The following is a 26160-nucleotide window of genomic DNA, read 5'->3' on the forward strand; positions in this document are numbered from 1 at the left end:
ACGCCTATGACAACAACCTCACGGAGTCCTTCATGGGGCCGTCAAAGACCGAGTGCGTTGACACCCACGCCTTTCGCGAAGGCACCTACCGGCAGCGAGCAGACGTTGATCTCACCCCTGCTGGTTGGGTTCATTGGTGGAACAAACGCCGCCGCCAGGGGCCGTGGGAAATCTCAGCCCGGAGCGCGAACGAGCTCGTTACGCAGCCGATGTCAGTGCGCCCCGGCCCGCACAAGAGCGGCGGTGAACCTGGGACGCTTCGTCCTAGACCTACTCGCCGTCGTCGTTCAAAGCAGTAAGCAGCTCCCCGACTCGATGATGGCGCTCTAGCGGATGCCGCAGGGGCAGTTCAGGATGCACCCGATACCGATTGCGGCGGCCATCACGCTCCCTGTCCAGGTACCCCGCACCAATAAGTTCTGCCAGGATCCGTTGCGCCGCGCGTTCGGTGATCCCCACCTTCTGGGCGATCTCTCGGACCAGCAACTCAGGGTCTCGCGCCACGCATATCAAGACGTGAGCGTGATTGCTGAGAAAAGTCCATTCGGGCATGCTCCAGCCTAACGCATACGCGACATTCAATACACGACACTAAAGTCGTGTATTCTATGTCCCTGGTTGGGTTTCCCTGTCAAAGCCCCGTTGTGTTGGACGCTCCTGGAAGGACCCCCCGGCGTGCTTGATCCTGTCATCCTCTTCTTCGTGCTGGGCATCACTGCTGGACTGTTGCGATCGGAGCTCCGCCTACCAGCCGCAGTCTATGAACTCGTCACGATTGTCCTGCTGTTGGCTATCGGGCTCAAGGGCGGCATCGAGCTGGCCAAACAGCCACTGGGCCAGTTGCTGCCCCAGATGGTGGCAGTCGTGACACTGGGCTTTTTCCTGGCACTGATCGCTTTTCCAGTCCTACGAAAGTTGGGCCGCCTGCAGCGGGCGGATGCGGCATCTATCGCCGCACACTACGGGTCAGTCAGTGTGGGCACCTATGCCGTGGCTGTGGCCTACCTTGGCAGTCGCCAGGTGCCTTTTGAAGAGCACATGCCCCTGCTGCTGGTCCTCATGGAGGTGCCTGCGATCCTCGTCGGCATCATCCTGGCGCGGGGCGTCTCCCGTTCCACGAAGTGGGGTTCCGTGCTGCACGAGGTGTTCCTCGGCAAAGGAATCGTGCTCCTGCTGGGTGGGCTACTCATTGGATGGGCGGCCGGCCCAGAGGGAGTGACTCCACTTGAACCGCTCTTCGTGGATCTATTCAAGGGCATACTGGCCCTGTTCCTGCTGGAGATGGGCATCATCACCGCCACTCAGCTGACGGGCTTGCGCCGTTACGGACTCTTCCTGGTGGGCTTCGGAGTCGCCATGCCGTTGTTCTCCGCCGTCGTGGGAACCATCACCGCCTATCTGCTGGGGCTCTCCATCGGAGGCACGGTGATTCTGGCAACATTGGCAGCCAGTGCTTCATACATCGCGGTGCCGGCAGCGATGCGGATCTCGGTCCCGGAGGCCAACCCCACACTGTCCTTGGCGGCTGCACTAGGAATCACTTTCCCCTTCAACGTCCTGCTTGGCATACCCATCTATCACGCCATGGCCACCCTGATGCATGGTTGACAAGGAGATGACCCGTGAATCCGCATAAGCGAAAATTACTGACCGTCGTCACCGAAGCTGCCCTTGAGGGGACGCTGGTACGTGAGATTGAAAGTCTCGGCGCACATGGATACACCATCACCGACGCGCGCGGAAAAGGGGACCATGGCGTGCGCGACGCCGGGTGGGAAGCCAGTGCGAATATCAGGATCGAGGTCGTCTGCGACGCCGACACCGCTCGGACACTGGCCACACATCTGCGAGAGCACTACTACAGGAACTACGCGATGATCCTTTACCTCAGCGAGGTCGAGGTCTTGCGGCCTGAGAAGTTCTGACTCGAGGCGACGGCGCTGCACAAGTCTGATTGCGCACCGGTGCGAGACACCGCCGAATGAGAGCGATCGATGACGATTAGGTATTGGTGCCGACGAACCGCTGCCCGTGAAGCGCGTGCTTCGTGCGACCCCCCGAGGGTTACGGCAAGTTAGTGACACGGACCGCGTCTCATCGAAGGGCCTGTCAAGTTGTTTGTGTAAGTGAGCGGGCCATTTTTTAGTTGAGGTAGTAGTCGAGGCGTTCGGGGTAGGTGATGGCGAGGTGGCCGAGGGCTTGGTTCCAGCCGGCGGTGGAGGCGCCTTCGACGAGGTGGGTGCCGGTGGACTCCTTGTTGGTTTTCCGGCTTTTACGGCGTTCCCTGGCTCGTTTGTCTTCGATGTTGCAGATCGAGAGCCAGAGCAGTTTCACGGCGGCCTGGTCGTTGGGGAAATGGCCGCGGTTCTTGATGATTTTGCGCAGTTGGTAGTTCAGCGACTCGATCGCGTTGGTGGTGTAGATGACCCGCCGGATGGCCGGTGGGAAGGCTAGGAAGGGGATGAAGCGCTCCCACGCGTTCTCCCAAACCCTCACCGCGGCAGGGTATTTCTGACCCCACTGGCCGGCCGCGAAGTCCTCGCGGGCCGCCAACGCCGCTTCCACCGTCGGCGCGGTGTAAATGTGTCGTAATGAACCGGCCCAGGTTCGATGCCGCTACTTTGCGGGTTCGGGCTCGCGGGTCAGGGCCTGATTGTGGAGCTTCTCGAACTCTATCGGGGTGAGCATCCCAAGAGTCCCGTGGAGTTGCCGGTTGTTATCCCAGTCGACCCAGCCTGCAGTTGCGTACTCGACGTTCGCGAGGTTCCGATACGCGCCAGCATGGGACTATCATCTCTGCTTTCTTAGTAGTCAGGAAGTCAACCGCACCGTCAGCAGACCCCTCAAGACTCACATGCGGTTCAAGACGAAATTGCTGCCCGACCAGGAGCTATAGCGCAGTCGTGGAGATCCCCACAAGTTCAGCGCTCTTGTCCCACAGTCCAACTGCCAGCTGCCCGTCTGCGGCCTGAGGGTTGGTCTTGGCGATCTTCTGCTTCTCGTAGTACTCACCCGAGACCCACTCTCGGCCCGGGGCGCCATCGGCGAGCCATACGAGGTGGACCGCGCTCTGTTCCGGGCTGATGAGACCGGCCAGACGGCCAAGCGGCGTCTGGTAGATGAAGCGCATCACGCTGGTGGTGTCTGAGGCGAAGCTCGTCTGGACATTTCCGGGATGGAAGGTGACTGCAGAGATTCCCTGGTCGGAGAACCTCCGGTCGAGTTCCTTGGTGAAGAGGATGTTGGCCAGCTTCGCGTCCCCGTAGGCCTTGTTCGCGGAGTACTTCCGCTCATTGTTGAGGTCATCGAGGTTAATCTTCCCGAAGACGCGCGCTGCCACACTTGAGGTGTTGATGATGGAGGCATTGCTCGCCGTCAGAGTCTCCATCAGGAGGTTGGTGAGCAGGAACGGTGCGAGGTGGTTCACCTGCAGCGTCTTTTCGAACCCATCGACCGTGCGGGACCGGTCCCCGAAGATGCCCCCGGCGTTGTTGATCAGAACGTCTATCCGGGGGTAGCTGTCCTTCAGACGCTCCGCGAGTGCCCTGACCTCGGAGAACCTGATGAAGTCCGCGACAAAGAAGTCGGCGTTGAGCTCATGAGCCAAAGCTTCAGTCTTCTGTTTCGAGCGCCCCACAAGGGCGACCGTGTGCCCGTCAGCGACGAGCTGGCGGGCCGCAGCTGCTCCGATCCCGTCACTGGCACCTGTGAGGACGATGGTCTTTCCGGTCATGTGATGTCTCCTTGTGGACGAACCTTTGATGGCGCTGGCAGCACCGTGTGGTGAGTCAGGTGGGGAAAGCGCGGAACACCGCTGAGGAGACGGCGATCCTCAACATGATGATGTCAGCAACGGATGGCCGATTTTTCGTTGTCCGGCGACGGCGCGCAGCCCGATGATGGCTGCACGAGGCTCGTCGCGCACTCTGGCCGAGACGACGCACAGCACAGTGATCTCACACTCACCATCCAGACCGCTCCGACACAGCAGGAGTGCTGTGTACTTCGGATGGAAGGCGCAAAGCCTCGAGAGAGACAGCCACCCTCTACCTCAGCTCGTCGCGAGAGGGTGTTGCGGTCGCGATGCTCGCCCATACCAATTCCGCGTCGCCTGATCGGAAGGTGCTCTCCTTCGAGGTTGCGGCCTCACACATCGCGGACCTCCGGGACAGAGCGACGATGGCCTCGATCGGCGTCGATGTCGACGCCGCGGCGGCGCCCTGGCAAGACGATGTGGCAGCAGGCAGGACACCGGTCTCCTGGAGAGTCCGAGAGACGCTGCTCGAGCGCCGAGCACAGGGGCTGATCGACCCCTCTCGAAAGCGACCAGGACTCTGGCACCTGACCCTCTTCACATCGAATCGACCGGGCACCCCGTCCGTCCTCCCCCGCTGAGGTCCCTCAGCTGTGCTGCTGAATCAGCGTCAGTGCCTTGCACCGCAACGATTCGAACGACTCGGCTTGTCGATCTGGGATAGTAATAGTGTCCTGAGAAGACCTGTTCGCTGATGCGGAAGGCGCGAGGTTTCGCCCGATGAGTACCCCAGCAGAATTCGAGATCCCACTGGATCGCCGCTTCGCGCAGGAGCTCCCGGAGCTGTCGATCCCTTGGTCGGCTCAAGACGCCACCGCTCCGCGCATGATCGTGCTCAACGAGCCGTTGGCTCATCACCTGGGGCTCGACCCCGCAGACCTGCAGAGCCCAGATGGTGTCCGTCTGCTGGTCGGCAACCGAGTGCCCCGCGGCGCTACGCCAGTAGCCCAGGGATACGCTGGCCACCAGTTCGGTTCCTACTCCCCGCGTCTGGGCGACGGACGGGCCCTGTTGTTGGGCGAGCTCACCGACAGCGGTGGCCAGCTGCGCGATATCCACCTCAAAGGATCGGGACGGACCCCCTTCGCGCGCGGCGGCGCCGACGGTCAGGCTGCGCTGGGTCCGATGCTGCGCGAATACGTCATCAGCGAGGCGATGCACGCCCTGGGAATTCCTACCACTCGGGCGCTAGCGGTCCTCACCACCGGTGACCTCGTGCAGCGCGAGAGACCGCTGCCCGGTGCGGTTCTCACCCGGGTGGCTGAGAGCCACCTGCGCGTAGGCAGTTTCCAGTACGCCCGAGCCGCCGGTGGCACCGAACTGGTCCGCCGTCTGGCCGACCATGCGATCGCCCGGCATGCCCCTGAGGCGACGAACGCTGAGAACCCCTATCTCGCACTGTTCGCATCGGTGGTCTCGGCCCAGGCCGAACTGATGGCCCAATGGATGCTGGTCGGATTCGTCCACGGCGTGATGAACACCGACAACATGACGATCTCCGGGGAATCCATCGACTACGGCCCCTGCGCATTCATGGACGCCTTTGACCCCGCCGCGGTGTACAGCTCCATCGACCAGAACGGCCGCTACGCCTACCGGAACCAGCCGGCGATCGCTGAATGGAACCTCGCCCGTTTCGCCGAGACCCTGCTGTCCCTGTTCGACGACGACGACGATCAAGCCATTGCCCTGGCACAGGAAGCCCTGGGCGGCTTCCGCGATGAGTACAGTGCTGCCTGGTCGCACGGCATGAAATCCAAGCTCGGGCTGCCGCAGGACCTGGATGATGAGGTCAGCTCACCGGTGATCAATGACGTCATGACCCTGTTGAAGGAGCAGTCGCTCGACTACACCTCGTTCTTCCGGGCACTCAACCACGCTACCTCCGGTGACGTACAACCTGTTCGAGAGCAGGCCCTCAATCTCGAGGCGCTCGATGCCTGGCTGGAGGGCTGGCGCGAGCTCTCCCCGGATGCTGATCAGATGGCCAGGGTCAACCCTGTCTACATCCCGCGAAACCACCTGGTCGAGGAAGCCCTCGACGCGGCAACCGACGGCAACTTCTCACCTTTCCACCAGCTGCTGGAGGTCGTGACGGATCCCTACCGCGAGCGCGAAGGCTACTCTCGCTATGCGTCCCCGCCACCGGCGAGCTTCGGTCCCTACCGAACCTTCTGTGGAACCTGAGGATCCGACACTGACCAGGACCCGATTGGGAGACAATGGAGATCATGAGACACCTGACCTTCCGCGGCCTCGCCATCTCGTTCGATGACCGAGTGCTGGAACCTAGGCCCTGGACCGAGGCCCAGTCTGGGTGGGCCGCTGAGTTGCTGCTCGACGCACCGCCCGGCCCGGTTCTGGAGCTCTGCGCCGGCGTCGGGCACATCGGGCTCGGTTCCGTGCTCAGCTCGAACCGCCACCTCGTCATGGTCGACGTCAACCCGGTCGCAGAACAGTTCGCCCAGGAGAACGCCGCTGCGAACGGCCTGGAGTCCAGGGTCGAGTTTCGGCTCAACGGGATTGACACAGCCCTGACTCCGGAAGAGCGGTTCAGTCTGATCGTGGCTGATCCACCGTGGGTTCGTTCAGCGGACACCTCAATGTTCCCCGAGGACCCGATCCTCGCCATTGACGGCGGGGACGACGGCCTCGACCTCGCGCGCACCTGTGTCGATCTCATCGACCGCCATCTCTCCGCAGGCGGTTCCGGGCTGCTCCAGCTCGGGAACACCGCACAGTCGGAGACGATCGCGACCTATGCCGCAGAGTCTCTGTCAGGCTCCGTGCGAGTGGTCGAGACCCGCGTCTACGAACGTGGCGTGCTGGTGCGGATCACCCGCTGATACCAGCCTGCTCAGTCACGTGAAGGCTTGCGCATGGCCTTGTGCGTGCCATCACACCAGGGCTTGATCTTCGATCCGCCGCACCGGCAGACGGCGCTGACCGGACGCGTTGTCCGGTGATCGTCGCCGTCCTCGTCCCGAACCACATGATCACCTCGCAGCAGCATCGGTCCATTGGGACAGAAGATCACATCCGGGCGGCCAGGTTCGGGATTCTCGCTCATGCCGCCCACTGCTTCAGCATCCTCGCGGCGTAGCGGTCTTCTAGGTCCAGCGAGGTCCAGGCGCCGAGATAGACGTCATCGTGCAGCTCCGGCTCCTCCTCCAGGAGGGCTCCGCAGATCGTGCGCACAGCCAGCTGCTCATGCACCGCGTCAGCCTCCACATGTTCGGTGTAGTACCCGATCATGGACGCAGGGAAGCCAAGCCGCTCCAGACCGCCTGCCATCCGGCGCGACGGGCCGGAACTGGTGGCTTCGAACGCTGCCAGGAAGCCTAGGGACGCGGCACGCAGCCGACGGTTGAGGCCGAACAGGGACATCGCGTTGTTCTCCTCGAGGACCTCCAGCGGCGCCTCGTCGATGTATGCCCCGTAACCAGAATCCAGGCCGCTGTCCGCCAGGCCGCGGCGAAACAGGTGGGCGTGGAGACGATTCGGGTCACCATCGCCGTATTCATCGAACTGCAGCTCCATGACGGCGGCCTTGACCCGATCAGACAGCCGCGGAATCACCCATGTGGTGTGATCCGACTCCTTCAGATGGTAGATCGAACGGTGCCGCAGCAGCTCGCGCACTTGATCCTCGGTCGCCTTCCGTTGCACGTGAGTCGCCAGCGACGGGCCGTCGTGCTCAGCCACGAACGCGAAGAACGTCTCAGCGAAGTCACCCTCTCTCGGCACCTCGGGCATTCGGGCGCGCAGGGTCCGCTCAAAGTCTTGCTCGAGGCCACGTCGGACGCTGATGAGGTGCGGATCCCACTCCAGTTCCCCCGAGACGTCCTCGAAGCCTCGGTAATGCTGCTCGTAGAGGACCCACAGCGCTAGCTGAGCATCCTCGGCACCATCCGGTTCTGGCGCGTCAACCAGGTGAGACGTCTTCCCCGAACGCATCGACTCCAGGACCGCTTCACTCAGGGCGCCTCGACCCTGCGGACTCAACATGGGCTCGCTCCCCTTGCGGGTGACATCGGCCAGGCAACAAAAGATCGGCAGGTAGAGCTTCGCATCCAAATCCTCATCCCATGATCACGAGTGAACCATGCACTGAACCCTACTTCCAGAGAGACTCAAACCATAGGAGAATCATGACGACGCCGGGCATTTACTTCACATTCAAGAGGCCTCATCGGAATCGAAGCTCCTCCGTTGCACACGATCCCGATCAGTGCACTGTATTGCTTCTATGGAAGACAGTCAGAGCACTTTGACTGCTGCTATCGGCGGTCGCGTCCGGCACGACCAATCAGCTGCGGTCGAGGCAGAAGGTTGCGAATCCGTTGATGTAGACCCTCAGGAACGACTTCTTCTGAGGATTGTGACAAGTTCGTGAGACAGACCACGTCTCAGCGAAATGTCACTCCCATGTCAGCGCCTGACCCCTGTGACAAGATCCGCGGGGCCCGTCACCGCAGAAGAAGACCGCCTCGATCGACGGCAACAAGCACCCCGTGATCGAGGCGGCCAGCGTCGCGACCGGGACCTCCTAGAACGCCTCGGGGTAGAGCTCGACGGCGATGGTCTCCACGGCATCGATGTTGCCCAGCGTTCCCGGGTAGAGATCACTTTGGTCTACCGCGATCAGCCGATCATTCTCCACCGCGGGGGTACCGGGGAATGTAGTGGTCAGGTACTCCCGGGTCTGTTCCTCATTCTCGGGCCCCGAAGTGCCGAAGACGATCGCTTCCGGGTCTCGTTCGATGATCTCTTCGGGGTTGACCTCGGTGGCGAAGAACGCTTCAAATTCGGGGGCGTCGGGATCGAAGACGTTCTCCCCTCCGGCTTGGAGAATGATGTCTGCCTCAACCCCCGCCCCGATGGCGCCCAAGGAGTTGCCTTCGACGTAGACCTGTGCGACCGACAGCCGGTCCTGCTCCGCGATCGCGTCCTCGACGGCAGCCAGACGAGCCTCGGCGTCGTCGTTCAGTGCCGCGGCCTCCTGCGGGACACCCATGATCTCGCCCAGGTTGGTGATGTCGGTCATGACGTCGGTGACCTCTGCGGTGTTGCGCCGATCAGCACAACCTCCGGTCGCGACGTAAGCCTGTGCACCGTTATCGGCCAACTGGTCGAGACTCGCGAAGCCTTGCTCTGCGGTGAACTCATATTCAGTCGGCGAGACGACGAAGTCCGGGCTGGTCGCCAGCAGATCCTCTCGGGCGGGTGGCATGTCTGTGCTGAGCACCGGGATATCACTGGCTTGGTCGGCAACATCCTCGGGCAGTGGTGAGGTCTCGGTCTGGGCTTGCCCCACGAGCGACTCTGCAGTGACTCCGAGACGCAGAAGGAGCTCGGTCTGGGAGGGCATCATCCCGACCACACTGGTGGGCGCGGCGTCGAAGGACAGCTCTCGTCCGCAGTTCTCGACGGCGACGGTCTCATCGGCCGCCGTGGTCTCAGAGGTCTCAGCGCCGTCTGAGGAGACGCCTCCCCCACACCCGGCGAGGGTCAGCGGCAGCAGCGCCGCCAGCGCGGCGGAGGCGGTGAGAGCCCTGGACCGTGGTGATCGTGAAGCGGTGGCGGGGACGGTGTTCATGGTGTGGAGAGTCCTTTCGGAGTGGTGGTCAGAGCGTTGCTCTGCTGGGGTTCATCTCGCGGTGTGCGGACGTCGAAGAGGAAGTGAGGCTGACCCGTCGCGGGGTGGGTCACGGCGGTGGACTCCACGGTGAAGACACGGCGGATGAGCTCAGTGCCGAGCACGTCCTCGGGAGAACCGTGACTGACCAGCGATCCGTCTGCCAGAACCGCGATCTCGTCGCAGCTGCGGGCGGCGAGATTGAGGTCGTGGAGAGCGATCATCACCGTCCGGTTTGTGGCGCGGATGAGATCGAGGAGCTCAAGCTGGTGCGCGATGTCCAGGTGATTCGTGGGTTCATCCAGCACCAACACCGGAGTGTCCTGCGTCAAGGCCCGGGCGAATAGGACCCGTTGTCGCTCTCCCCCGGAGAGGGCCGAGAACGACCGCTGGGCTAGATGCCGCGCTCCAACCTGATCCAAGGCCCGCTGCGCGTGGGCGATATCGGCATCCGAGTCCCGTCCGAAGCCCTTGCCGTGAGGGATGCGACCCAGAAGCACGAGTTCCAAAACGGGCATGTCGAACTCTTCGTTGTGCTCCTGGGTCATGAAGGCCACCCGTTGGGCCAGCTGCCGCCGGCCAAGACTGGCGATCGGAATGCCGTCGTAACGGACGGTGCCCCCGGAGGGGGTGTCGATGCCGCAGAGGGCACGCAGCAGCGTGGATTTTCCGCTGCCATTGGGGCCGATCAGGCCAAGGACCGCGCCAGTGGGAACTTCCAGGCAGACGTCCTTGATGACCCTGCGCCCGCCGCGGTGGGCGTCGAGGTGCTCAACCGTGATCTTCATCGTCCGCCCCCAACGCTGTCGGCACGGTCGCGGCGCAGCAGCCAGAGGAAGAAGGGTGCGCCGACCAGGGCGGTGAGCACTCCCAGTGGGATTTCTGACGGAGCTGCCAGTGTCCGGGCCAGCAGGTCACAGGTGGTGAGGAACACGGCCCCGGAGAGGACTGCCACGGGGAGCATCCTGCGGTGGTCCGAGCCCACGATGATGCGTGCGATGTGAGGAATGATCAGCCCGACAAATCCGATGCCGCCCGATACCGCGACGACGGCGCCGGTGAGCAGGGCCGCTGCGATGAGCACTGTGGTGCGGAGCCTGTTGACGTTGATGCCCAAGGAGCTGGCCGCGTCATCCCCGACGAGCAACGCGTTCAGCGCCCGGGCGCGCAACGCCGTGAAGATCCCTACTCCGACCAGGGCCACGACAGGCAGGGCGAGACTCTGCATCGTGGCGGCCGAGACGGATCCCAGAAGGAAGAACATGATGCTGAAGACGTTCTGGGCGTCGGTGGAGATCGTCAGATAACTCGTGATGGCGCTGAACAGCGACCCCAGCGCGACCCCGGCCAGGATCAGGCGCTGCGGAGCGATCCGGCCGTTCTTCCGCGCCAACAGGTATACGGCTGCTGTCGCGATGAGCGCCCCCACGAAGGCTGAGGCCCCGATGCCTAAGGAGCTGACACCGACGCCGAGGACGATGAACGACACCGCCCCAACTCCTGCCCCCGCGGAGACTCCCAGAATGTAGGGCTCCGCCAGGGAGTTGTGCACTACGGCTTGCAGCAGTGCCCCCGCCAGGGCCAGGGCGGCACCAGTCAGGGCAGCTAAGAGGATCCGTGGCAGCCGGAACTGCCACACGGCGCTGTCCTGCAAGGGGGTCAGGGTCCCATCGCTCATCCAGGGCATACCTGGAACCATGTGCCCCACGATGATCTTCATCGCTTCGAGGGGGGCTACGGGGATTGTTCCGACACTGGTGGAGACCACCACGACTGCAACCAGGAGGACGGAGAGGGTCGGGACGAGGATTCTCGTCGCCAGCTGACCTCGCCGAGGTGGTCGATTCGCGTCGGGATTTTGGTCTTCCAAGGGCACATCGGATCGAGCTCCGTTGCGACTCCGGATGAACTTGAGACTCAGGGAAGTCTTCACAGAGTGCAAGGTCCAAGAGACGCCTCAAGGGAGCCACAGGCCACACGAGTTGGGAAGCGAAGAAGCACTCGGCTACCGTATTGCAAATGCTTCTCGTTAGCAATTACTCTACAGTGAGTGCCAGCTCATGATGATCGTCCCTGAACTCTGGCGCGAGGCCGCGAAGTTCCCCGCTCCTCTTGCCTGGAGCATCATCTGGCTCGTCCTGGTGTTCGCGACACACGCGGCTCAAGCCCTCGCCATCGCCTGGACCCTCGCAAGTGTGATCAGCGGGCAGACCGACGAGGTGTGGCTCGCACTCGGCATGATTCTCGGAATCGCTGTGCTCCGCCTGCTGCTGTCTCTTGTGCAAGCCTCTTCCGCGGCCAGACTCGGAGGACTCGTCCGGCGTCGCCTCCGAGAACAAGCGATCCCCGCTGCCCTCGTGGCCCCGCGCCTCCATGACACCACTGCCCGAGACGGTGCCATCAGAGCCAGCCTCGGAGATGGGATCGATGGCACCGACGCCTACGTGTCGAAGTACATCCCGGCCACCGCCCAAGTGGTCCTCGCCTGCCCACTGGTCGTGATCACCGTGGCAATCCTGAACCCGTGGGCTGGGGTATGGGTAGGACTCGCGGTTGTACTGGCGCTCACGGGACCATTGCTGTGGAAGAAGGTCGCAGCCCGGCGGGGACTCAACCATTGGGATTCCTACGAGGATCTGAGCGCAGACCTCCTGGAATCCCTGCGCGGCATGGCCACCCTTCGCGTCCTTGGTGCCGTGCCAGAGACTCGGCATCGTCTCCACGACCGATCAGAAGCGCTCCGTTCCGCGACAGAACGGGTGATGAGAGTATCTCTGGCAGAAACCGGCGTGACGGACTTCGCCATTCAGGCCGGAGTAGTCGCGGCCGGAACCACAGCGGCCCTCCACGCAACCACCGGACAGCCTCCAGCACTGGAGACGTATCTGGTCCTCCTCCTGGCTTCTGAGGCGTTTCGTCCGATCCGCGATCTCTCCCGGCACTGGCACGCCGGCTTCATGGGCCTGACAGCCGTGCCCGAACTCATTCGGCTGGGCGCCTTCAACGGATCCGAAGAACATGCCCGGCCGGAGACTCCGATCGGGTCAGAATCTCCAGCTACAGCCCGAGAACTCCGCATCCAGGCGTTGACCTACCGCTACCCAGGCACAGACCTCCCGGTGCTCGAAGACATCACACATACAGTCAGCCGGGGAACCCTCAGCGCTGTGGTGGGCACATCCGGGGCCGGCAAGTCGACATTGTTTGATCTCCTCTTGGGGTTCCTGACCCCTGAGAGCGGTGAGATCCTGCTCGATGGCCAAACGTTGCACAGCAACGACCTCGCCGTGGTGTCTCAACGTCCGGTCCTCTTCACCGGCACCATCCGCCAGAATCTCACTGTCACTGGTGCGCGTTCCGACACCGAACTCGAAACCGCCTGCGCGGCATCCGGAATCCTCGACGAGATCCTCTCGTTCTCGCGGGGTTTCGACACGGAGGTCACCGAAGCAGGGCTGAGCCTCTCCGGCGGACAGCGTCAGAGGCTTGCACTCGCCAGGGCGCTGCTTGCCCGACGACCCGTTCTGCTGGTGGACGAGCCCACCAGTGCCCTGGATGCTGTCCGGGCCGCTGAAGTGATCCACACCCTGCACCGGGTCGCAGCCGACCGGATCGTCCTGATGATCAGCCACCGTCCCGAAAGTCTTCTCGACGTCGAATCCGTCCTGCACTTGGACAATGACCATGTGGATCGCATCGTCCCGTGATACACCCTTCCTCACCCAACGCTTTCTTCTCGCTGCTCCCCGTGCTGCGCGCTGAAAGACGGGGCATGATCACCAGCTACCTCATCGGCACCGCCAGTGCGCTCACGCTGACCGCGATCGTAGTGCTCACCGCCTGGGCCGTAGGCCACGCCATCGTCGAGGCGAGCCCTCCCGGTCCAACCATGTGGGTGACACTCATCGGACTGGTCTTGGCCAGGACGATCCTGACGTGGAGAGAAATGGACATCTCCCATGCCCTGGCTTACCGGGTTCTGGCGCGTCTGCGCATGGCGCTCTTCGACTCCTACTCGCACAGTGTTCCCGCCCGACGCCGAGAACACTCCGGAGAGACCGCGAGCGTGGTCATGGACGACATCGAGAAGCTGGAATTCTTCTACGCCCACACCTCGCTCAAATCGCGACCTCCCTCACCGTCTTCCTCACCACCCTTTCACCAACCGCCTCCCTTCTCCCCGAAGCCGGACTGGTGATGACCATAGGAGCGATCACGATCGCGGCAAGCGTCCTGCTCGGCAGACGCAGCATGCGCGATCTCGGAGCTAAGGAACAGCTCTTCCGCAACCAGCTCTCCACCGAGCTCGTCGACGCGCTCGGAGCGTTGCGAGAAGTCCTCAGTTTCGGACTCATCCGCCCCATCACCGCTGAAGCTCTCGCCACCACCGACCGAGCCACGGCTATCAGCCGCAGACGCGCACTTCTCGCTGAACTCATCACAGCGATCCGCGATCTCACCGTGACTGCCGTCATGATGGGAGTCATCGCGACCAGCGCCTCGGCCGCGGGCCTCTTCAGCGATCCGAACGAACCTCGATTCACCGCAGCCGCTCTTCCGGCCTTGATCGCTCTGTCGTTGGCCGGCGTCACTGCCGTCACTGAGGCGACCACCACGGTGACTCAGCTGCATCCGCTCACAGCAAGCGCCGACCGAGTCGCACACGGCATCCAGCGGCCCCCAGCCGTTGACCGCTCCCCGGGGTCCAAGAGTCTCCCGTCAGGGCCATTGGGACTGCGCTTCAAGCACGTGTCCTTCAGCTATGACGACCAGACCGACGTGCTCTCCTCCTGGTCTGCAGAAGTCACGGCCGGGGAACATGTCGGCATCGCCGGTCCCTCCGGGTCGGGGAAGAGCACCGTCATCACCTTGGCTGCTCGTCTCTGGGACCCCACCCATGGCAGCATCGAGCTCGTCCCCAGATCCGGCGCAGAGATCTCTCTGAGAAACATCGAAGATCCCTGCCTTCGAAAAGCCATCGCCGTTGTCGACCAGGATGCCACCCTGTTCCACGGAACGGTGCGGGAGAACCTGTTGCGAGGTGCCGATCCGATACGCGACGCCGAACTCCTGGCTGTACTGGACAGGGTGAAGGCCTTGGAGTGGGTCACCCTCGAGGACCATATCGGTCAAAACGGCCTGCGGCTCTCAGGGGGACAACAAGCCCGGCTCTGCCTTGCCCGCGCCCTCATCCGGAGACCAAAGATCCTTCTCATTGACGAGGTGACTGCCAGCTTGGACTCGGAGACCGAACGCATCATTTCTAACGTCATCGCGGATTATGAAGGCACAGTACTCGTGGCCTCACACCGAAGCGAGACCCTGCAAAGGCTCGACCGGGTCCTACATCTCCCCCCAAGCCGCTGAATGCCATTCGGGGTTGCCGCATGAAGAGGTGGCATCTTGACCTGCGGGCAACCCCCGAGAGGCAGTCGCCCCCAGCATGTCGTGCCTTGCTGCCCGACTTGCTGGAGGGCCACCACGCGGTCAATCATGCCGGCGTCAGACGGTTTCCCTCGCGAAGGCGCCGTGGGACATCTCACGCTCCGCGAAGGCGGGGTCTTCCGCGAATGACTTGATCCGGGCCACCCGGTAGATGATCAGCGCATATACAGCCTTGGCAGTGATATCAGCCACCGAGTACCCGATCTGCATGCCAACCCAGGCATCCGCCCCAGAGACATTGAGCATCGGCAGCAGGTAGGCGATGGGGTAGACCGCCCAGCTGCCCAGCAGAAGCCAGCGCAGATTGCTCAGCGAACGACGGACACCCGCCGGTTGCAGGTCGAGCGAGGCGGTCAGCTGGACGAACAGCACGTAGAGGATATACAGGAACGGGATCATCGAGAGCCCGAAGAAGATCCCCCGCACCATGTTGTCGTCGCTGATTTCACCCGGATACCCGAGAGCGATCATCAGGACCGCGGCAGGAACCAGCCGCCACAGCAACTTGGACTGCAAGGCTCGGGCCAATGCGAGCACCGCGATCAGCTCGACCAGCAGCAGTGGCACCGTCAAGAGCCAGTCCACGTACCGGTAGCCCTCGTTGAACGAGGCACCTGCCGCCTGGGTGTAGATGCCGTCGCCACCGACGGCGTCAGTGACGAAGGCATCCTTGAAGGAGTCGAAGATGCGGAGGTAGTGGTATGCCGCGATGCCGCAGACCACGATGGCCACGGTGATGGCCTGCCGGTAGCGGGGCAGGATCCGGGGCAAGCAGATGAGCAGGAACAGGGCAGTGAAGAGCTGCGAGGCGATGACCAGGGACAGGAAGTTGTAGACGGTGTCGAACTGTCCTTGTGTCAGGGATTCGGGTATCACGGGTCCTCCATCGGACAGGCCGCGCTCCACTTTGCAGGCCGCGGCGATACTTCAGTGGGTATCTTAGATACTAAACTATATATCGACTCTCGGCCATCCTGCTGTCGTAGGATCAGGCGAAACACGATGTCCGAACGCGTAGCGAACATGTCATAGTCTCGATAGGAGGAGCAGGTGGCCCAGGACCAGCAAGACAGGCATGCGCTGACAGGCTTTCCCAACGCTGCCATCCACCTCCTGAGGGGCTTGGAGGAAGAGCGGCAGCGCCTCGCAGAGGAGCACTCCCTCTCCCCCACGGACCTCCGAGGCCTCTTCCGCGTTGCCGAGTCGGGAGACCTGACCCCCAAGGAGCTGGCTGGCCATCTCGCTTTGAGCAGCGGAGCGGTCACCGGCATCTCAAGACGCCTCGTCGACGCGGGGCTTCTTCAACGCGTCGCCCAGCCGGAGGACCGGCGCAGCGTGCGACTGCAGCTGACCAGCGAGGGACACCGGACCATCTCTGCGATCCACGCCGACTTCATCGCTATGGTGGCACGAGCCACCCACGGACTCCCACAGGAGGATGTGACGACGGCGACCGATGTCCTGTGGCGGGTCACCGGCGCATTATGGGAACGACAGTCCGCGATCCGCGCCCCCGGGCGCTCCCTCCCGGCAGATATCCCCTGAGGCGCGCTGTTCGCTGCGGCTCCTGACTCGCCATGGGGCGAGACTCGATCGCACGCGGGGCGTAGCGACCCGCTCACCTCAGGAGCTAGAGGGCCAGCAGCCCGTCGACGACGTCGATCAGGTCTTCGCCGCGGACGTCGGCCGGGAGAAAGACCTCACCGGGCTCACCCTCGAGCCGCGAGCACCAGCCTGCAAGGGCCCCGGCCTTCTTGGCGCCGTGGCAGTCCCATGCGTGCACCGCCACCAGCGCCATGCGATCGATCTCGCAATTCAGCGCCTTCGCGCTGTGGTGGTAGACCTCTGGTGCAGGCTTCCACACTCCCACTGAATCTGAGGTCACCACCTCGTCCACATAGGACTCGAGTCCCGCTCCGGCCAAGAACGAACGGGTGTTCTCCGGATCACCGACAGTCAGACAGCCGACCGTGATCCCGGCCTCGGAGAGCTTGCGCAGCGCGGGGAGTGCATCGGGGAAGGCTTGAACGCTGGCGAAGCTCCCATGACGTAGTCGATATCCGTATCCGACAGCGCCTGTTTAGTCTCGGTGCGCAGCGACTGACGAGCCGTCCGGGTGAAGTCTGCGACATCACCGGCAAGCGTCAACGCCATAGCGTCCCGCTGGAACCGCATGAAGAACGGACCCAGCACCGAGGCAGGCTGCCCGACCTCCTCAAGCCTGGCACCGAGAGGGTCCAGGTCCAGGAGAGTCTCCAGAACATCGAAAACAACCGCTTCAACACGACCAGTCATGCGGGACTCCTTTTCCATGGGGTGTCAGACCCGTCTGGTGTCCACATGCTATCCCCAGCGCAGCGTGCAGGGCACACGCCCGGGACTTCGCCTCCGGGCCAGGAAGCAGAGAGCGAATGGACCCTGCAGTGCACGGTGCGGGTGCAGGTGCGGGTGCGGATGGGGGTGTGGGTCGAGCGTGCGGGACCAATGGCCCTGCACAGATCGCGCAAACAATACGACGGTGGAGCCACAAGACAAGACGCGGGCAATGATTGAAGGGCTACAACTATGAGGACTACCGGGCCGGGCGCGACGCCCGTCACCGACCATGAGATACGTTCGCCCGTCGAGCTCGAAGCGCCGGGGGCTCTGGTTCAGATTTCTGCGACGCGGTGCCCCCATCGGTCCCCGCCATCCTCAGCGTCGGACCTGGGAGTCCGTTGAGCCGCGCACTTTCACCCCCTGCAAGCCGAGTCTTCGTCACCCGGGTCCAAAGCACCGCCGTCCTCCGAGGATTCGTGAAGTCTCGAGACGAGAGGAAACAGGCCGGGCTCGCGGTGGCGGCTTCCCCGGCCGTGACCCACGTCGACAATCGCCTCAAGATCCGCCGGCGCTGAACCACTCCGACATCACATGGATAGGACATCACGGTGACATCTCCACCCTTGCACCTCCTCGCATGCCCCGCCCTGGGGAGGATCTCGAGAGGCCCGACACTCGCCTGCCCTCATAAAGAGTCATCCCGATCCCCCGAACCAGCGGTCCCGAGTGATGTCTGAGAGTTTCGCTCGTCTCTCCCCCGCGGTGTCGATGGGGATCGAGGAAGAGTTCTTGCTCATCGACCGGGAGCTGATGCTGCCCGCCACCCCGACCGTGCACCAATCCAACGCGTTGCAGGACATCAGGCCGGGCCAGGGCGCAACCTCTCAGGAATGGCTCTCCTGTCAGGTCGAGCACGCATCTGCAGTGCTGCAGGACGCGCCAGCTGCCACCACGGCTCTGCTGAGATTTAGACAGAACCTCGCATCCGTGGCGGAAGGGTTCGGACTGATTGCCGCGCCCATCGGGACCGCTCCCACCATTGCGGAGTTCGGCGCCGCGGTCAGCAACGACCCCCGGTACCGGCAGATGACAGATCTGGCACCAGGGATTGCTGCTGATCAATACATCAACGGGATGCACGTCCATGTCAGCGTCCCAGATCCCGAGACCGGAATCCGAGCACTGAACGGGATTCGCCGGTGGCTTCCACTGCTGACCGCGCTGGGCGCCAACTCGCCCTTCTGGCGAGGTCTCGACTCTGGCTTCGCCAGCTGGCGATCCATCCATTACCGGCGCTGGATGGTCAACGGGGTGCCACCTGCCTTCCGTGATTTCACCGACTATGAGAATCGGATCGATGCTCTGGTGAACTCCGATGTGGTGGCCGACCGCGGTGGCATCAGCTGGTTGGCCCGGCTCTCGCAGCTTCACCCGACGATCGAGATTCGAGCCTGCGACGTTCAGCTCCAGGTGCTCGACGCCGTGGTTCTTGCAACGTTGATCCGAGCGCTGGTCTGCGCCGCGATCGACCAACCCTCGCGGGTTCAACCTGAACCTGAGCTCCTGGACGTCGCTCATTGGCAGGCCGCGAAATTCGGCCTCAGCAGTCGGTTGCTCGACCCGTTCACCGGGGCTCCGGTCCTCGCCGACGTGGTGGTGTGGCAGGCGTTCAATCAGGCATGGCCCTACCTGGTCGAGTTCGGCGACGAAGAACTGGTCCGCTCCGGGCTGGAGCTGTTCCTGGCCCAGGGAACCGGAGCCACCCGGCAACGCAAGATGGCGCAGCTCTCAGGTCTCACCGGTGTCATCAATCACTCGGGAGGGGCGATCGCCGACACCGAACGCCCACCTCTGGCGAGCAGCCATCGACCTGACCCCGTGCGGTACTGAATCAGCTGGATGATGCCCACCCAGCGGGGCACCCGCCCAGCTGAGCGCCAGGCGAGCCCGCTCACCCCGTATGCACCCACATCCGAAAAGCGTCAGCCGCGATCGGAGATCCGGATACCCGGGGTCCAGCGATGGTGGATCAGCCGCCCTCGGAGCCCTCTCCCAGCTCGCGCTCCGGATGCGGGCCGAACTGGAAGTGTCGGCCGCTGACCTCCGTGGGGGTGATGCTCACGTAGTGGTCCTTCACGGTGGGAACCCACGGTCGCAGACCCAACGCCTCTGCCTGTTCGATACTCGCCGAGTTCTGCAGCCAATGCGCTTCTCCGCGGACCGTCACGGACCAAGCGTCGTCTGAGGAGATCTGATCCGCTTCGAACAGCACCTTTTCGTTGATCGCAAGCTCGGCCAGCTTGGTTCCCGGCGCAGTTCGGAAGATGAGGGTGCGGTCGGGGGCCACCGCATAGTTGATCGGGAAGATGTCTGGCCTCCATCCCACCACGAGGACGAGTCTCCCGTGACTGGCGGTCTCCAGAAGATTCCAGATCTGGTCAGCATCGAGGATGAGCACTGGCTCATTCTCTGCGTGTTCAAACAGCATCAGCCGATCTCTCTTTCTGCAGCTTCCAAATCTCCAGGACCGCGGAGCGGGCGGCTTCTGCTCTGGAGCCCATCGCCAAGGAGGGCTCCACCGTGTGGGGCGATCCGCTCATGCATCTGACCGGGTGGTCCCGACTCGCAGCTTCGCCCGGGAACCTTCAACCTTTGAGGTCGGAACGACCAGGACGGGACAGGCCGAACGGTTCAGGACTGCCTGACTCACCGAGCCCAGCAGCAGGCCCGCGAACCCGCCATGACCTCGGGTGCCGATCACCACGAGCTCGGCGGTCCTGGACGCCTCGGAGAGCACGCCTGCTGGTGAGCCATCGAAGAACTGCCACCGCACGCTGAGCGCCGGGAACTTCTCCCCAACTTCAAGGACCAGCTTCTGGAGGTTCTCGATATAGGGCCGACGCAGATTCGGGAGCTCAAGATTGTGTTCGACCGTGTTGGGGTACCAATGACCCTTGGCATTCAATGGAGCCGCCGACACCAGGGTCAGAGGCCGCTCCAGCAGCTGCGCGGTCTGCGCCGCCAGGTCCACGACCTGGCCTGAGGAGCTGTCCACGCCGACGACGACCTCGGAGTCGAAGTTGAGCTCCTGCGCCACGTTGGCGAACTCACGACGGGAATGCTCTCTCGGGGCGGACTCCTCCATCTGAGTCAGGGGCTCGGCCGCCATCCCATCCCCGAGCGGATGCTCCTGCGATGGGGCAAGCAGCTCCTCGGCGGACTCGCTCTCCCACTTGGCCGGAATGACCAGGGTCGGGCAGCCTCCGTGCGCGGACAGCTTGGCCGAGACGCTGCCCAAGACTCGACCTGCGAATCTGTTCCGTCCACGCTTTCCCACGACTGCCAGCTCGGCGAAGCGACTCTCATCGACCAGTGTCGCGCCCGGGTCGCCTTCGACCGCGTGGGTGGTGACCTCGATCCCCGACTGTTCTGCCTGTGCCGCGTAGCCGTCGAGCATCTTCTGGGTCTCTTTGAGCGCCGTCTCGACGAACTCACCCATCAGCGGGATGGCGTAGGCGTCGCTCACCACCGGGCGAGCGAAGGTGCCCACCAACCTCAGCGGCAATCCACGGCGCTCAGCCATCCTGAGCCCTGCTCGAAAGGCTCGCTCGCTGTCTTCCGAACCATCGATCCCGACCAGAACAGCCGGCGTGCGGGGCTCACTTGCGTCACGTGGAGGAGTCATAAGCGGACCGTATGCGCTTGCGCACCATTCGAAGTAGAGTCTTAGGACCCTAGTGAAGTCTTTTCGATCAATACAACGCATGATTTCGAAGACTCTCCGGAGGGTCCTCCAGACATAATGGGACCACGATCGAGATGGCAGCCCCGGTTGAAATCTCGAACCAGACACCTGGACTCCGGGGCGATCCCTGGAACCGCCCGCATCATAATTTCATAATTCTTCTTTAAATATCAAAATACACTGTATGGCTATTTGGTATAATGATGGGTTTAATCGTGTTCATTCCACGCTCAGATTCAGCACCCCGGCCGGAAACCGAACGCCGAAACTCGAATCCGCAGGTCGATGCGCAAGATCACCGGATGATGGGTGCGCAGCCGGGCCTGCGCGGCCTCTGGGAGGCAAGCCTCCTGGTCACCGGCGAACTGGACCTCTCGAATGTGCTGCGTCAGATAGCCGAATCCGCACTCACCCTGGTGGATGCGCAATACGGCGCACTGGGCGTCATTGACCCGGAAGGTCAGCTGGAGCAGTTCATTCACGTCGGAATGCCAAAAGAGCTGGTGGCGAAGATCGGTCATCTTCCCGAGGGCCACGGGGTCCTTGGCGCCGTCATCGACACCTCATGCCCGATCAGACTCACGGACCTCAACAAAGACCCTCGAGCAGTCGGCTCTCCCGAGCATCACCCACCGATGGACACCTTCCTGGGCGTGCCCATCAAGATCCGCGGAGTGACCTTCGGGAATCTCTATCTCACGAACCGATCCGGCGGTCCCTTCACCCAAGAGGACGAGGAACTGGTCAAGGAGCTCGCGACGGCAGCGGCTACTGCGATCAACAACGCACGACTCTACGGCGAGGCGCAACGGGCACAGCAACTCAGCGCCGCACTGGGTGAGGTCAGCTCCGCGCTGCTGGCATCACCCGATACCGACGCCTTCGGCGTGCTTGCCCAGAGCGTTGCGTCACTGACCGGGGCACAACTGGTCAGCGTCGTGGTCTCCGAAGCCGTCGGCAGCAAGCTCCGTGTCGAGACGGCTCGAGGAGAGGGCGCATTCTCGATCGAAGGCACCACCATGCCGTGGACCGACTCCGTCGTCTCCCGCGCAATGAAGGGACAGCCCGGCATCACGCCGAGGGACGGGGACGCGCCGGCTCCCTTCATCGGTGATGTCCCAAGCGCCTCCATCATGGCAGTGCCTCTGGTCATCTCCGGAGACCGGGTCGCCGCCCTGTGCGCCACCCGCTTCGCAGAGGAATCCCCCTTCACCGAAGGTCACCTTGAACTGCTCACAGAGTTCGCCACCCAGGCCGGTCTCGCTGTGGCACTTGCCTGGTCCCGAGTGGAGCGGCAGCGACTGGATATGGTCGAAGAACGCGCCCGCATCGCCCGAGACCTTCACGACAACGTCATCCAGCGGCTCTTCGGCACGGGACTGGGGCTGCAGGCCCTGGCATCATCGCGGCCTGCCCAGGCAGCCACCCTCGAAACACACGTCACTCAGATCGACGCCGCGATCGCTGACATCCGCACCGCGATCTTCGCGCTGCAGACTCAGGCACCTACACAGAATGCCAGACATCGCCTCCTGGAGGTGGTGTCCGAACTCTCCCCCAGGCTTTCCACGATTCCCCGTCTGGTCTTCATCGGTCCCGTCGACCTGATCCTGGAAGGCACCCTCGCCGATGACGCCGTCGCCGTGCTTCGGGAGTCACTGACCAATGTCGCACGCCACGCCCAGGCTGAGACCGTCTCGGTAGAGATCAACGCCGCAGAAGCCCAGGTCTCCATCACCGTCGAGGACGACGGCCTGGGGCTCTCCTCCTCCTTGTCCCGCCGCAGCGGGACCAAGAACCTGCACGCCAGGGCCAGCGCTCATGGCGGCGAATTCCAGCTGACCTCGCGCAGCTCCGGAGGCACCAGAGCCCACTGGTACGCCCCGGTGAACGCCCCGAGCTCCACATGACCCGGGTCTTCCTCGTCGATGACCACGAGATCGTGCGTCGCGGCATCACCCAGCTCATCAACGCCGAACCAGGTCTGGAGGTCGTCGGAGAATCGGCCACCGCACGGGGTGCCCTCGAGCGGATCACGGCCACACGGCCCGACGTCGCGGTGCTGGATGTCCATCTGCCGGACGGCAACGGCATAGAGCTATGCCGGCACATCCGCTCGGCGCACCCGGAGATCCCCTGTCTGATCCTCACCGCCTACGACGATGACGCGGCCAGCATCGCCGCCGTCGTCGCCGGCGCCTCGGGCTATGTGCTGAAGAATGTGCGGGGCAGACATCTGGTCGAGTCGATACTCCAGGTCTCCCAAGGGCAGACGCTGGTCACCCGTGATCTGTCCAACCGGGTTCGTTCCTCCCTGACCAGGCAGACACAAGCGGCAGCGCAGGAGAAGTCGAGTCGGGACCCACAGGTGAGGCTGACCCTGCGTGAGACCCAGGTCCTGGCACTGATCACGGAAGGCCTCACCAACCGGCAGATCGGGCAGCGGCTGAACCTGAGGGAAAAGACCGTGAAGAACTACGTCTCAGGCCTGCTGGCGAAGCTGGGCATGACATGCCGCACCCAGGTTGCCGTCTATGGCGCCAGGTTGAGCACCGAAGACCCCACACGTTGAAGAGCTGAGTCACCCCAGCTCCAAAACGGCGGCCCCGTTGAGCGCCTGGGCCCCAGTCGGCCCCGGACGCTTCCCTTCAGCCGCAGTTCAGTGTTGTAGTCGAGGGGCACCGTCCTGCAAAGTCGTGAATCGCAAAATCGCCCTCAGGGCGCCTTCGCACCGGATAGGCCCTGATGGCAGTAATGAGTCCGTCTCCATGCTCGATCACCCTTCCGTTCCGGAGCTCCCAGATCGCCATGTTGACGACGCGGGCGAGACGAACCACGCCAGTGCGGTCCGGAGTGACCGCTTCCTGACGGACCATCACGGTCTGTTGAGCCTGCTCGAGGCGAGTCAGCTTGTGACAGAGGACCTAGACCTCGACCAGGTCCTCCGCCACCTCGCAGAGTCGGCCCGAACCCTCGTGGACGCCAGATTCGCTGCCCTCGGCGTGGTAGATGACGAAGGGGCATTAGAGCGGTTCATCCACGTGGGGATGTCCCCAGAGCTCGTCGAGCAGATGGGTGCCCCGCCACGGGGACTCGGCGTTCTAGGCGCCGTCCTGACCGGGAGCGAGCCCATCAGGATCAGGAACCTGTCTGATGATCCTCGCTCCGTCGGCCTGCCGCTTGCTCACCCGGAGATGCAGGCGTTCCTCGGGGTCCCCATCATGATCCGCGGCGGCACCTATGGTGCCCTCTATCTCACCAATTCCTCCGAGAAGTCGTTCACCGCCAATGATGAGGCTCTGGTTCAGGCGCTGGCGGCCACCGCAGCGACCGCGATCAACAATGCACGCCTGTACGAACGAACCCGCCGGGCACAGGAGCTCAGTGCCGCGCTGGGGGACGTCGCGGCGAGGCTGTTGAATGCGGAAGGCGACGAGGTGTTCGGGGTCCTCGCGGAGAGCGTGGTTTCACTCACCGGGGCGCAGCTGGTCAGTGTCGTGGTCTCCGAAGCGGTGGGCCAGGCGCTCTTCGTCGATACCGCTCGGGGGGCACGCGCGGCACGGCTTGAGGGCGCCTCAGTTCCCTGGATGGACTGTGTCCTCTCACGAGCCATGAATGGAGAGCCCGGAATCACTCCCCTGGAGGCAGACGAACCAGTTCCGTTCGCCGAGGATATCCCCAGCGCGTCGATGATCGCGGTACCTCTCGTCGTCGCCGGCGACCGGGTGGCCGCCCTATGCGCCACCCGCTCCGCGACAGAGCCGCGCTTCAGCGCAGATGATCTCGAGCTGCTCACAGAGTTCGCCACCCAGGCTGGTCTCGCTGTTGCCCTGGCGTGGGCACGGGTAGACCGAGAGCACCTGGAAATGGTCGAAGAGAGGTCCCGCATCGCGCGAGATCTCCACGACAATGTCATCCAGAGACTCTTCGGAGCCGGGATGGGACTGCAAGCGCTGGCATCAGCCCATCCGCAGCAGGCAGCCCGGCTGGAGCCCCACGTGGCGCAGATCGACGCGGCGATCGCCGATATCCGCACCGCGATCTTCGCTCTCCAGACTCAAGCACCGCAGATGAATGTCAGACACCAGCTCCTCGAGGTCGTCTCCGAACTCTCACCCACTCTGTCAACGGTTCCGCGTCTGACGTTCACCGGACCCGTCGACCTGATCCTGGAAGGTTCCCTCGCCGATGACGCCGTCGCTGTCCTTCGTGAGTCGCTGAGCAATGTCGCACGCCATGCCCACGCCGAGACCGTCTGGGTGGAGGTCAGCGCCACAGAGACCGACATCACGATCACCATCGACGATGACGGGGTAGGGATCTCCCCGAACTCGGTGCTCAACAGCGGCACCAAGAACCTCAGGGCCAGGGCGCATGCCCACGGAGGGGATTTCCAACTATGTCCCCGCAGCTCCGGAGGAACCCGGAGCCGCTGGCACGCCCCCGTCAACTCTCCGAGACTCACATGACCAGATCGACGCGTGTCTTCCTCGTCGATGACCACGAGATCGTTCGCAGCGGCATCGCCGGACTCATCGACGCCGAACCAGGCCTGGAAGTCGTAGGTGAATCTGCCACCGCACGCGGGACCCTCGCCCGAATCAAAGCCACACTGCCCGATGTCGCCGTGCTGGATGTCCATCTGCCGGACGGCAACGGCATAGAGCTGTGCCGCCGGATCCGCTCGGCGCACCCGGAGATCCACTGCCTGATCCTCACCGCCTACGACGACGACGCGGCAAGCATCGCCGCTGTGGTCGCCGGCGCCTCGGGCTATGTGCTCAAGAACATCCGAGGCCGGCATCTGATCGAGTCGATCCTTCGAGTCTCTCAGGGTGAGAACCTGGTGACCCGCGACCTGGCCCAACGGGTGCACTCATCCCTGACCAAGCAGGCACAGGCGGCGGCTCAGGAGAAGTCCACGCGCGTCCCGTGGGTTGACCTGACCCTGCGGGAGAACCAGGTTCTGGCGCTCATCACCGAAGGACTCACCAACCGGCAGATCGGACACCGCCTGGGCCTGAAGGAGAAGACCGTGAAGAACTACGTCTCAGGGCTGCTGGCGAAGCTCGGGATGGACCGCCGCACCCAGGTCGCCGTCTATGGCGCCACGATGAGCGTCGGAGACTCCGAAGGTTAGACCCCCGCCCTCGGGCTCTTCCCCGCCCCGCGGCTGATGAGACTAAAGGCCCTACACAC

The 26160-nt window shown here is 63.4% G+C and carries 27 protein-coding genes and 2 pseudogenes; 16 read left to right on the forward strand and 13 right to left on the reverse strand.

Features of this window, described 5'->3' with window-relative positions:
• Nucleotides 1–270 precede the first annotated feature (270 nt).
• A complete protein-coding gene (locus tag BG28_RS15120; protein WP_084479738.1) occupies nt 271–552 on the reverse strand; it encodes a winged helix-turn-helix domain-containing protein in 282 nt (93 codons plus the stop codon).
• Nucleotides 553–675: 123 nt separating this feature from the next.
• Between BG28_RS15120 and BG28_RS13115 the strand changes: the two genes are divergently transcribed.
• Complete coding sequence (locus tag BG28_RS13115) at nt 676–1608, forward strand: sodium-dependent bicarbonate transport family permease (RefSeq protein WP_036477722.1); 933 nt, start codon at nt 676–678, stop codon at nt 1606–1608.
• A 14-nt stretch (nt 1609–1622) separates the two neighbouring features.
• Nucleotides 1623–1925, forward strand: a complete 303-nt coding sequence (locus BG28_RS13120; protein ID WP_036477724.1) for a hypothetical protein — start codon at nt 1623–1625, stop codon at nt 1923–1925.
• Between the two features lie 217 nt (nt 1926–2142).
• Here the strand turns inward: BG28_RS13120 and BG28_RS13125 are convergent.
• Nucleotides 2143–2601: pseudogene (locus tag BG28_RS13125) on the reverse strand (transposase); the annotation flags it as partial.
• A 289-nt stretch (nt 2602–2890) separates the two neighbouring features.
• On the reverse strand, nt 2891–3733 hold the full coding sequence (locus BG28_RS13130) for an SDR family NAD(P)-dependent oxidoreductase (protein WP_036477727.1): 843 nt from the start codon (nt 3731–3733) through the stop codon (nt 2891–2893).
• 260 nt (nt 3734–3993) lie between these two features.
• Here BG28_RS13130 and BG28_RS16880 point away from each other — a divergent pair, with 260 nt between their 5' ends.
• The 3 genes from BG28_RS16880 (at nt 3994) to BG28_RS13145 (ending at nt 6660) form a co-directional block, all read left to right on the forward strand.
• Complete coding sequence (locus tag BG28_RS16880; RefSeq protein WP_051501463.1) at nt 3994–4395, forward strand: RES domain-containing protein; 402 nt, start codon at nt 3994–3996, stop codon at nt 4393–4395.
• 139 nt (nt 4396–4534) lie between these two features.
• Entirely contained in the window at nt 4535–6001 is a 1467-nt protein-coding gene (locus BG28_RS13140) for a YdiU family protein (protein ID WP_036477729.1), read from the forward strand.
• A 44-nt stretch (nt 6002–6045) separates the two neighbouring features.
• Nucleotides 6046–6660, forward strand: a complete 615-nt coding sequence (locus BG28_RS13145) for a class I SAM-dependent methyltransferase (protein WP_235181118.1) — start codon at nt 6046–6048, stop codon at nt 6658–6660.
• Nucleotides 6661–6671: 11 nt separating this feature from the next.
• On the opposite strand, the gene BG28_RS13150 is transcribed toward BG28_RS13145, so the two are convergent.
• The 5 genes from BG28_RS13150 to BG28_RS13170 all read right to left on the reverse strand — a co-directional run bounded on the left by BG28_RS13150 (nt 6672) and on the right by BG28_RS13170 (nt 11328).
• Nucleotides 6672–6884 (reverse strand): CDGSH iron-sulfur domain-containing protein, encoded by a 213-nt coding sequence (locus BG28_RS13150; protein ID WP_036477891.1) that lies wholly within the window; start codon nt 6882–6884, stop codon nt 6672–6674.
• Entirely contained in the window at nt 6881–7891 is a 1011-nt protein-coding gene (locus tag BG28_RS13155; RefSeq protein ID WP_200869350.1) for an iron-containing redox enzyme family protein, read from the reverse strand. Before BG28_RS13155 ends, BG28_RS13150 begins: the two co-directional genes overlap by 4 nt.
• A 472-nt stretch (nt 7892–8363) precedes the next feature.
• Nucleotides 8364–9413 (reverse strand): ABC transporter substrate-binding protein, encoded by a 1050-nt coding sequence (locus BG28_RS13160; protein WP_036477733.1) that lies wholly within the window; start codon nt 9411–9413, stop codon nt 8364–8366.
• A complete protein-coding gene (locus tag BG28_RS13165) occupies nt 9410–10240 on the reverse strand; it encodes an ABC transporter ATP-binding protein (RefSeq protein ID WP_036477736.1) in 831 nt (276 codons plus the stop codon). The genes BG28_RS13160 and BG28_RS13165 overlap by 4 nt, the downstream gene beginning before the upstream one ends.
• Complete coding sequence (locus tag BG28_RS13170; protein WP_255342491.1) at nt 10237–11328, reverse strand: iron ABC transporter permease; 1092 nt, start codon at nt 11326–11328, stop codon at nt 10237–10239. Before BG28_RS13170 ends, BG28_RS13165 begins: the two co-directional genes overlap by 4 nt.
• A 187-nt stretch (nt 11329–11515) precedes the next feature.
• Here BG28_RS13170 and BG28_RS16885 point away from each other — a divergent pair.
• The 4 genes and pseudogenes from BG28_RS16885 to BG28_RS13180 all read left to right on the forward strand — a co-directional run.
• Nucleotides 11516–12268, forward strand: a pseudogene (locus tag BG28_RS16885) (ABC transporter transmembrane domain-containing protein); the annotation flags it as partial.
• A gap of 354 nt (nt 12269–12622) precedes the next feature.
• Nucleotides 12623–13159: an ATP-binding cassette domain-containing protein gene (locus BG28_RS16890; RefSeq protein ID WP_369797263.1), complete on the forward strand. Its 537-nt coding sequence runs from the start codon at nt 12623–12625 to the stop codon at nt 13157–13159.
• Nucleotides 13160–13224: 65 nt separating this feature from the next.
• Nucleotides 13225–13650 (forward strand): hypothetical protein, encoded by a 426-nt coding sequence (locus BG28_RS15910; protein WP_200869351.1) that lies wholly within the window; start codon nt 13225–13227, stop codon nt 13648–13650.
• Nucleotides 13650–14819 carry an ABC transporter ATP-binding protein gene (locus BG28_RS13180; RefSeq protein ID WP_235181125.1) on the forward strand — a complete coding sequence of 390 codons (1170 nt, stop codon included), beginning with the start codon at nt 13650–13652 and terminating at the stop codon, nt 14817–14819. The genes BG28_RS15910 and BG28_RS13180 overlap by 1 nt, the downstream gene beginning before the upstream one ends.
• Nucleotides 14820–14954: 135 nt before the next feature.
• Here the strand turns inward: BG28_RS13180 and BG28_RS13185 are convergent, their stop codons facing one another.
• Nucleotides 14955–15773 carry a bacteriorhodopsin-like gene (locus BG28_RS13185; RefSeq protein ID WP_084479739.1) on the reverse strand — a complete coding sequence of 273 codons (819 nt, stop codon included), beginning with the start codon at nt 15771–15773 and terminating at the stop codon, nt 14955–14957.
• Nucleotides 15774–15947: 174 nt separating this feature from the next.
• Between BG28_RS13185 and BG28_RS14585 the strand changes: the two genes are divergently transcribed.
• Nucleotides 15948–16442: a MarR family winged helix-turn-helix transcriptional regulator gene (locus tag BG28_RS14585; RefSeq protein WP_051501464.1), complete on the forward strand. Its 495-nt coding sequence runs from the start codon at nt 15948–15950 to the stop codon at nt 16440–16442.
• Nucleotides 16443–16527: 85 nt separating this feature from the next.
• On the opposite strand, the gene BG28_RS15915 is transcribed toward BG28_RS14585, so the two are convergent.
• Nucleotides 16528–16896 carry an HAD-IA family hydrolase gene (locus BG28_RS15915; protein ID WP_200869360.1) on the reverse strand — a complete coding sequence of 123 codons (369 nt, stop codon included), beginning with the start codon at nt 16894–16896 and terminating at the stop codon, nt 16528–16530.
• Complete coding sequence (locus BG28_RS15920; protein WP_200869353.1) at nt 16854–17192, reverse strand: hypothetical protein; 339 nt, start codon at nt 17190–17192, stop codon at nt 16854–16856. The genes BG28_RS15915 and BG28_RS15920 overlap by 43 nt, the downstream gene beginning before the upstream one ends.
• A 374-nt stretch (nt 17193–17566) precedes the next feature.
• On the opposite strand from BG28_RS15920, the gene BG28_RS16895 reads away from it, so the two are divergent.
• Both BG28_RS16895 and BG28_RS13200 read left to right on the forward strand, forming a co-directional pair.
• Nucleotides 17567–17791 (forward strand): BON domain-containing protein, encoded by a 225-nt coding sequence (locus BG28_RS16895; RefSeq protein ID WP_133725883.1) that lies wholly within the window; start codon nt 17567–17569, stop codon nt 17789–17791.
• 154 nt (nt 17792–17945) lie between these two features.
• Nucleotides 17946–19106 carry a YbdK family carboxylate-amine ligase gene (locus tag BG28_RS13200; RefSeq protein ID WP_051501465.1) on the forward strand — a complete coding sequence of 387 codons (1161 nt, stop codon included), beginning with the start codon at nt 17946–17948 and terminating at the stop codon, nt 19104–19106.
• A 139-nt stretch (nt 19107–19245) separates the two neighbouring features.
• Here the strand turns inward: BG28_RS13200 and BG28_RS13205 are convergent, their stop codons facing one another.
• Both BG28_RS13205 and BG28_RS14590 read right to left on the reverse strand, forming a co-directional pair.
• Nucleotides 19246–19704 (reverse strand): pyridoxamine 5'-phosphate oxidase family protein, encoded by a 459-nt coding sequence (locus tag BG28_RS13205; RefSeq protein ID WP_036477741.1) that lies wholly within the window; start codon nt 19702–19704, stop codon nt 19246–19248.
• A 108-nt stretch (nt 19705–19812) separates the two neighbouring features.
• Nucleotides 19813–20982 (reverse strand): universal stress protein, encoded by a 1170-nt coding sequence (locus BG28_RS14590; RefSeq protein WP_084479740.1) that lies wholly within the window; start codon nt 20980–20982, stop codon nt 19813–19815.
• A 281-nt stretch (nt 20983–21263) separates the two neighbouring features.
• On the opposite strand from BG28_RS14590, the gene BG28_RS13215 reads away from it, so the two are divergent.
• The 4 genes from BG28_RS13215 to BG28_RS13230 all read left to right on the forward strand — a co-directional run bounded on the left by BG28_RS13215 (nt 21264) and on the right by BG28_RS13230 (nt 26101).
• A complete protein-coding gene (locus BG28_RS13215) occupies nt 21264–22871 on the forward strand; it encodes a GAF domain-containing protein (RefSeq protein WP_051501467.1) in 1608 nt (535 codons plus the stop codon).
• Entirely contained in the window at nt 22868–23533 is a 666-nt protein-coding gene (locus BG28_RS13220; protein WP_036477744.1) for a response regulator transcription factor, read from the forward strand. Before BG28_RS13215 ends, BG28_RS13220 begins: the two co-directional genes overlap by 4 nt.
• A gap of 340 nt (nt 23534–23873) precedes the next feature.
• Nucleotides 23874–25430, forward strand: a complete 1557-nt coding sequence (locus BG28_RS13225) for a GAF domain-containing protein (RefSeq protein ID WP_161634848.1) — start codon at nt 23874–23876, stop codon at nt 25428–25430.
• Nucleotides 25427–26101 carry a response regulator transcription factor gene (locus BG28_RS13230; RefSeq protein ID WP_036477750.1) on the forward strand — a complete coding sequence of 225 codons (675 nt, stop codon included), beginning with the start codon at nt 25427–25429 and terminating at the stop codon, nt 26099–26101. The genes BG28_RS13225 and BG28_RS13230 overlap by 4 nt, the downstream gene beginning before the upstream one ends.
• Nucleotides 26102–26160: the final 59 nt, after the last annotated feature.

This window comes from Nesterenkonia sp. AN1 (genome assembly GCF_000582475.1).
In the GTDB taxonomy this organism is placed as follows: domain Bacteria; phylum Actinomycetota; class Actinomycetes; order Actinomycetales; family Micrococcaceae; genus Nesterenkonia; species Nesterenkonia aurantiaca.

Coding starts and splice junctions, on each gene's coding strand:
- BG28_RS13160 (WP_036477733.1), bottom strand. CDS start 9,413: ATGAACACCGTCCCCGCCACCGCTTCACGATCACCACGGTCCAGGGCT.
- BG28_RS13180 (WP_235181125.1), top strand. CDS start 13,650: ATGACCATAGGAGCGATCACGATCGCGGCAAGCGTCCTGCTCGGCAGA.
- BG28_RS13140 (WP_036477729.1), top strand. CDS start 4,535: ATGAGTACCCCAGCAGAATTCGAGATCCCACTGGATCGCCGCTTCGCG.
- BG28_RS15910 (WP_200869351.1), top strand. CDS start 13,225: ATGATCACCAGCTACCTCATCGGCACCGCCAGTGCGCTCACGCTGACC.
- BG28_RS13215 (WP_051501467.1), top strand. CDS start 21,264: ATGATGGGTGCGCAGCCGGGCCTGCGCGGCCTCTGGGAGGCAAGCCTC.
- BG28_RS13145 (WP_235181118.1), top strand. CDS start 6,046: ATGAGACACCTGACCTTCCGCGGCCTCGCCATCTCGTTCGATGACCGA.
- BG28_RS13220 (WP_036477744.1), top strand. CDS start 22,868: ATGACCCGGGTCTTCCTCGTCGATGACCACGAGATCGTGCGTCGCGGC.
- BG28_RS14590 (WP_084479740.1), bottom strand. CDS start 20,982: ATGCGTTGTATTGATCGAAAAGACTTCACTAGGGTCCTAAGACTCTAC.
- BG28_RS15920 (WP_200869353.1), bottom strand. CDS start 17,192: ATGACTGGTCGTGTTGAAGCGGTTGTTTTCGATGTTCTGGAGACTCTC.
- BG28_RS13205 (WP_036477741.1), bottom strand. CDS start 19,704: ATGCTGTTTGAACACGCAGAGAATGAGCCAGTGCTCATCCTCGATGCT.
- BG28_RS13165 (WP_036477736.1), bottom strand. CDS start 10,240: ATGAAGATCACGGTTGAGCACCTCGACGCCCACCGCGGCGGGCGCAGG.
- BG28_RS15120 (WP_084479738.1), bottom strand. CDS start 552: ATGCCCGAATGGACTTTTCTCAGCAATCACGCTCACGTCTTGATATGC.
- BG28_RS13130 (WP_036477727.1), bottom strand. CDS start 3,733: ATGACCGGAAAGACCATCGTCCTCACAGGTGCCAGTGACGGGATCGGA.
- BG28_RS13150 (WP_036477891.1), bottom strand. CDS start 6,884: ATGAGCGAGAATCCCGAACCTGGCCGCCCGGATGTGATCTTCTGTCCC.
- BG28_RS13230 (WP_036477750.1), top strand. CDS start 25,427: ATGACCAGATCGACGCGTGTCTTCCTCGTCGATGACCACGAGATCGTT.
- BG28_RS13200 (WP_051501465.1), top strand. CDS start 17,946: ATGTCTGAGAGTTTCGCTCGTCTCTCCCCCGCGGTGTCGATGGGGATC.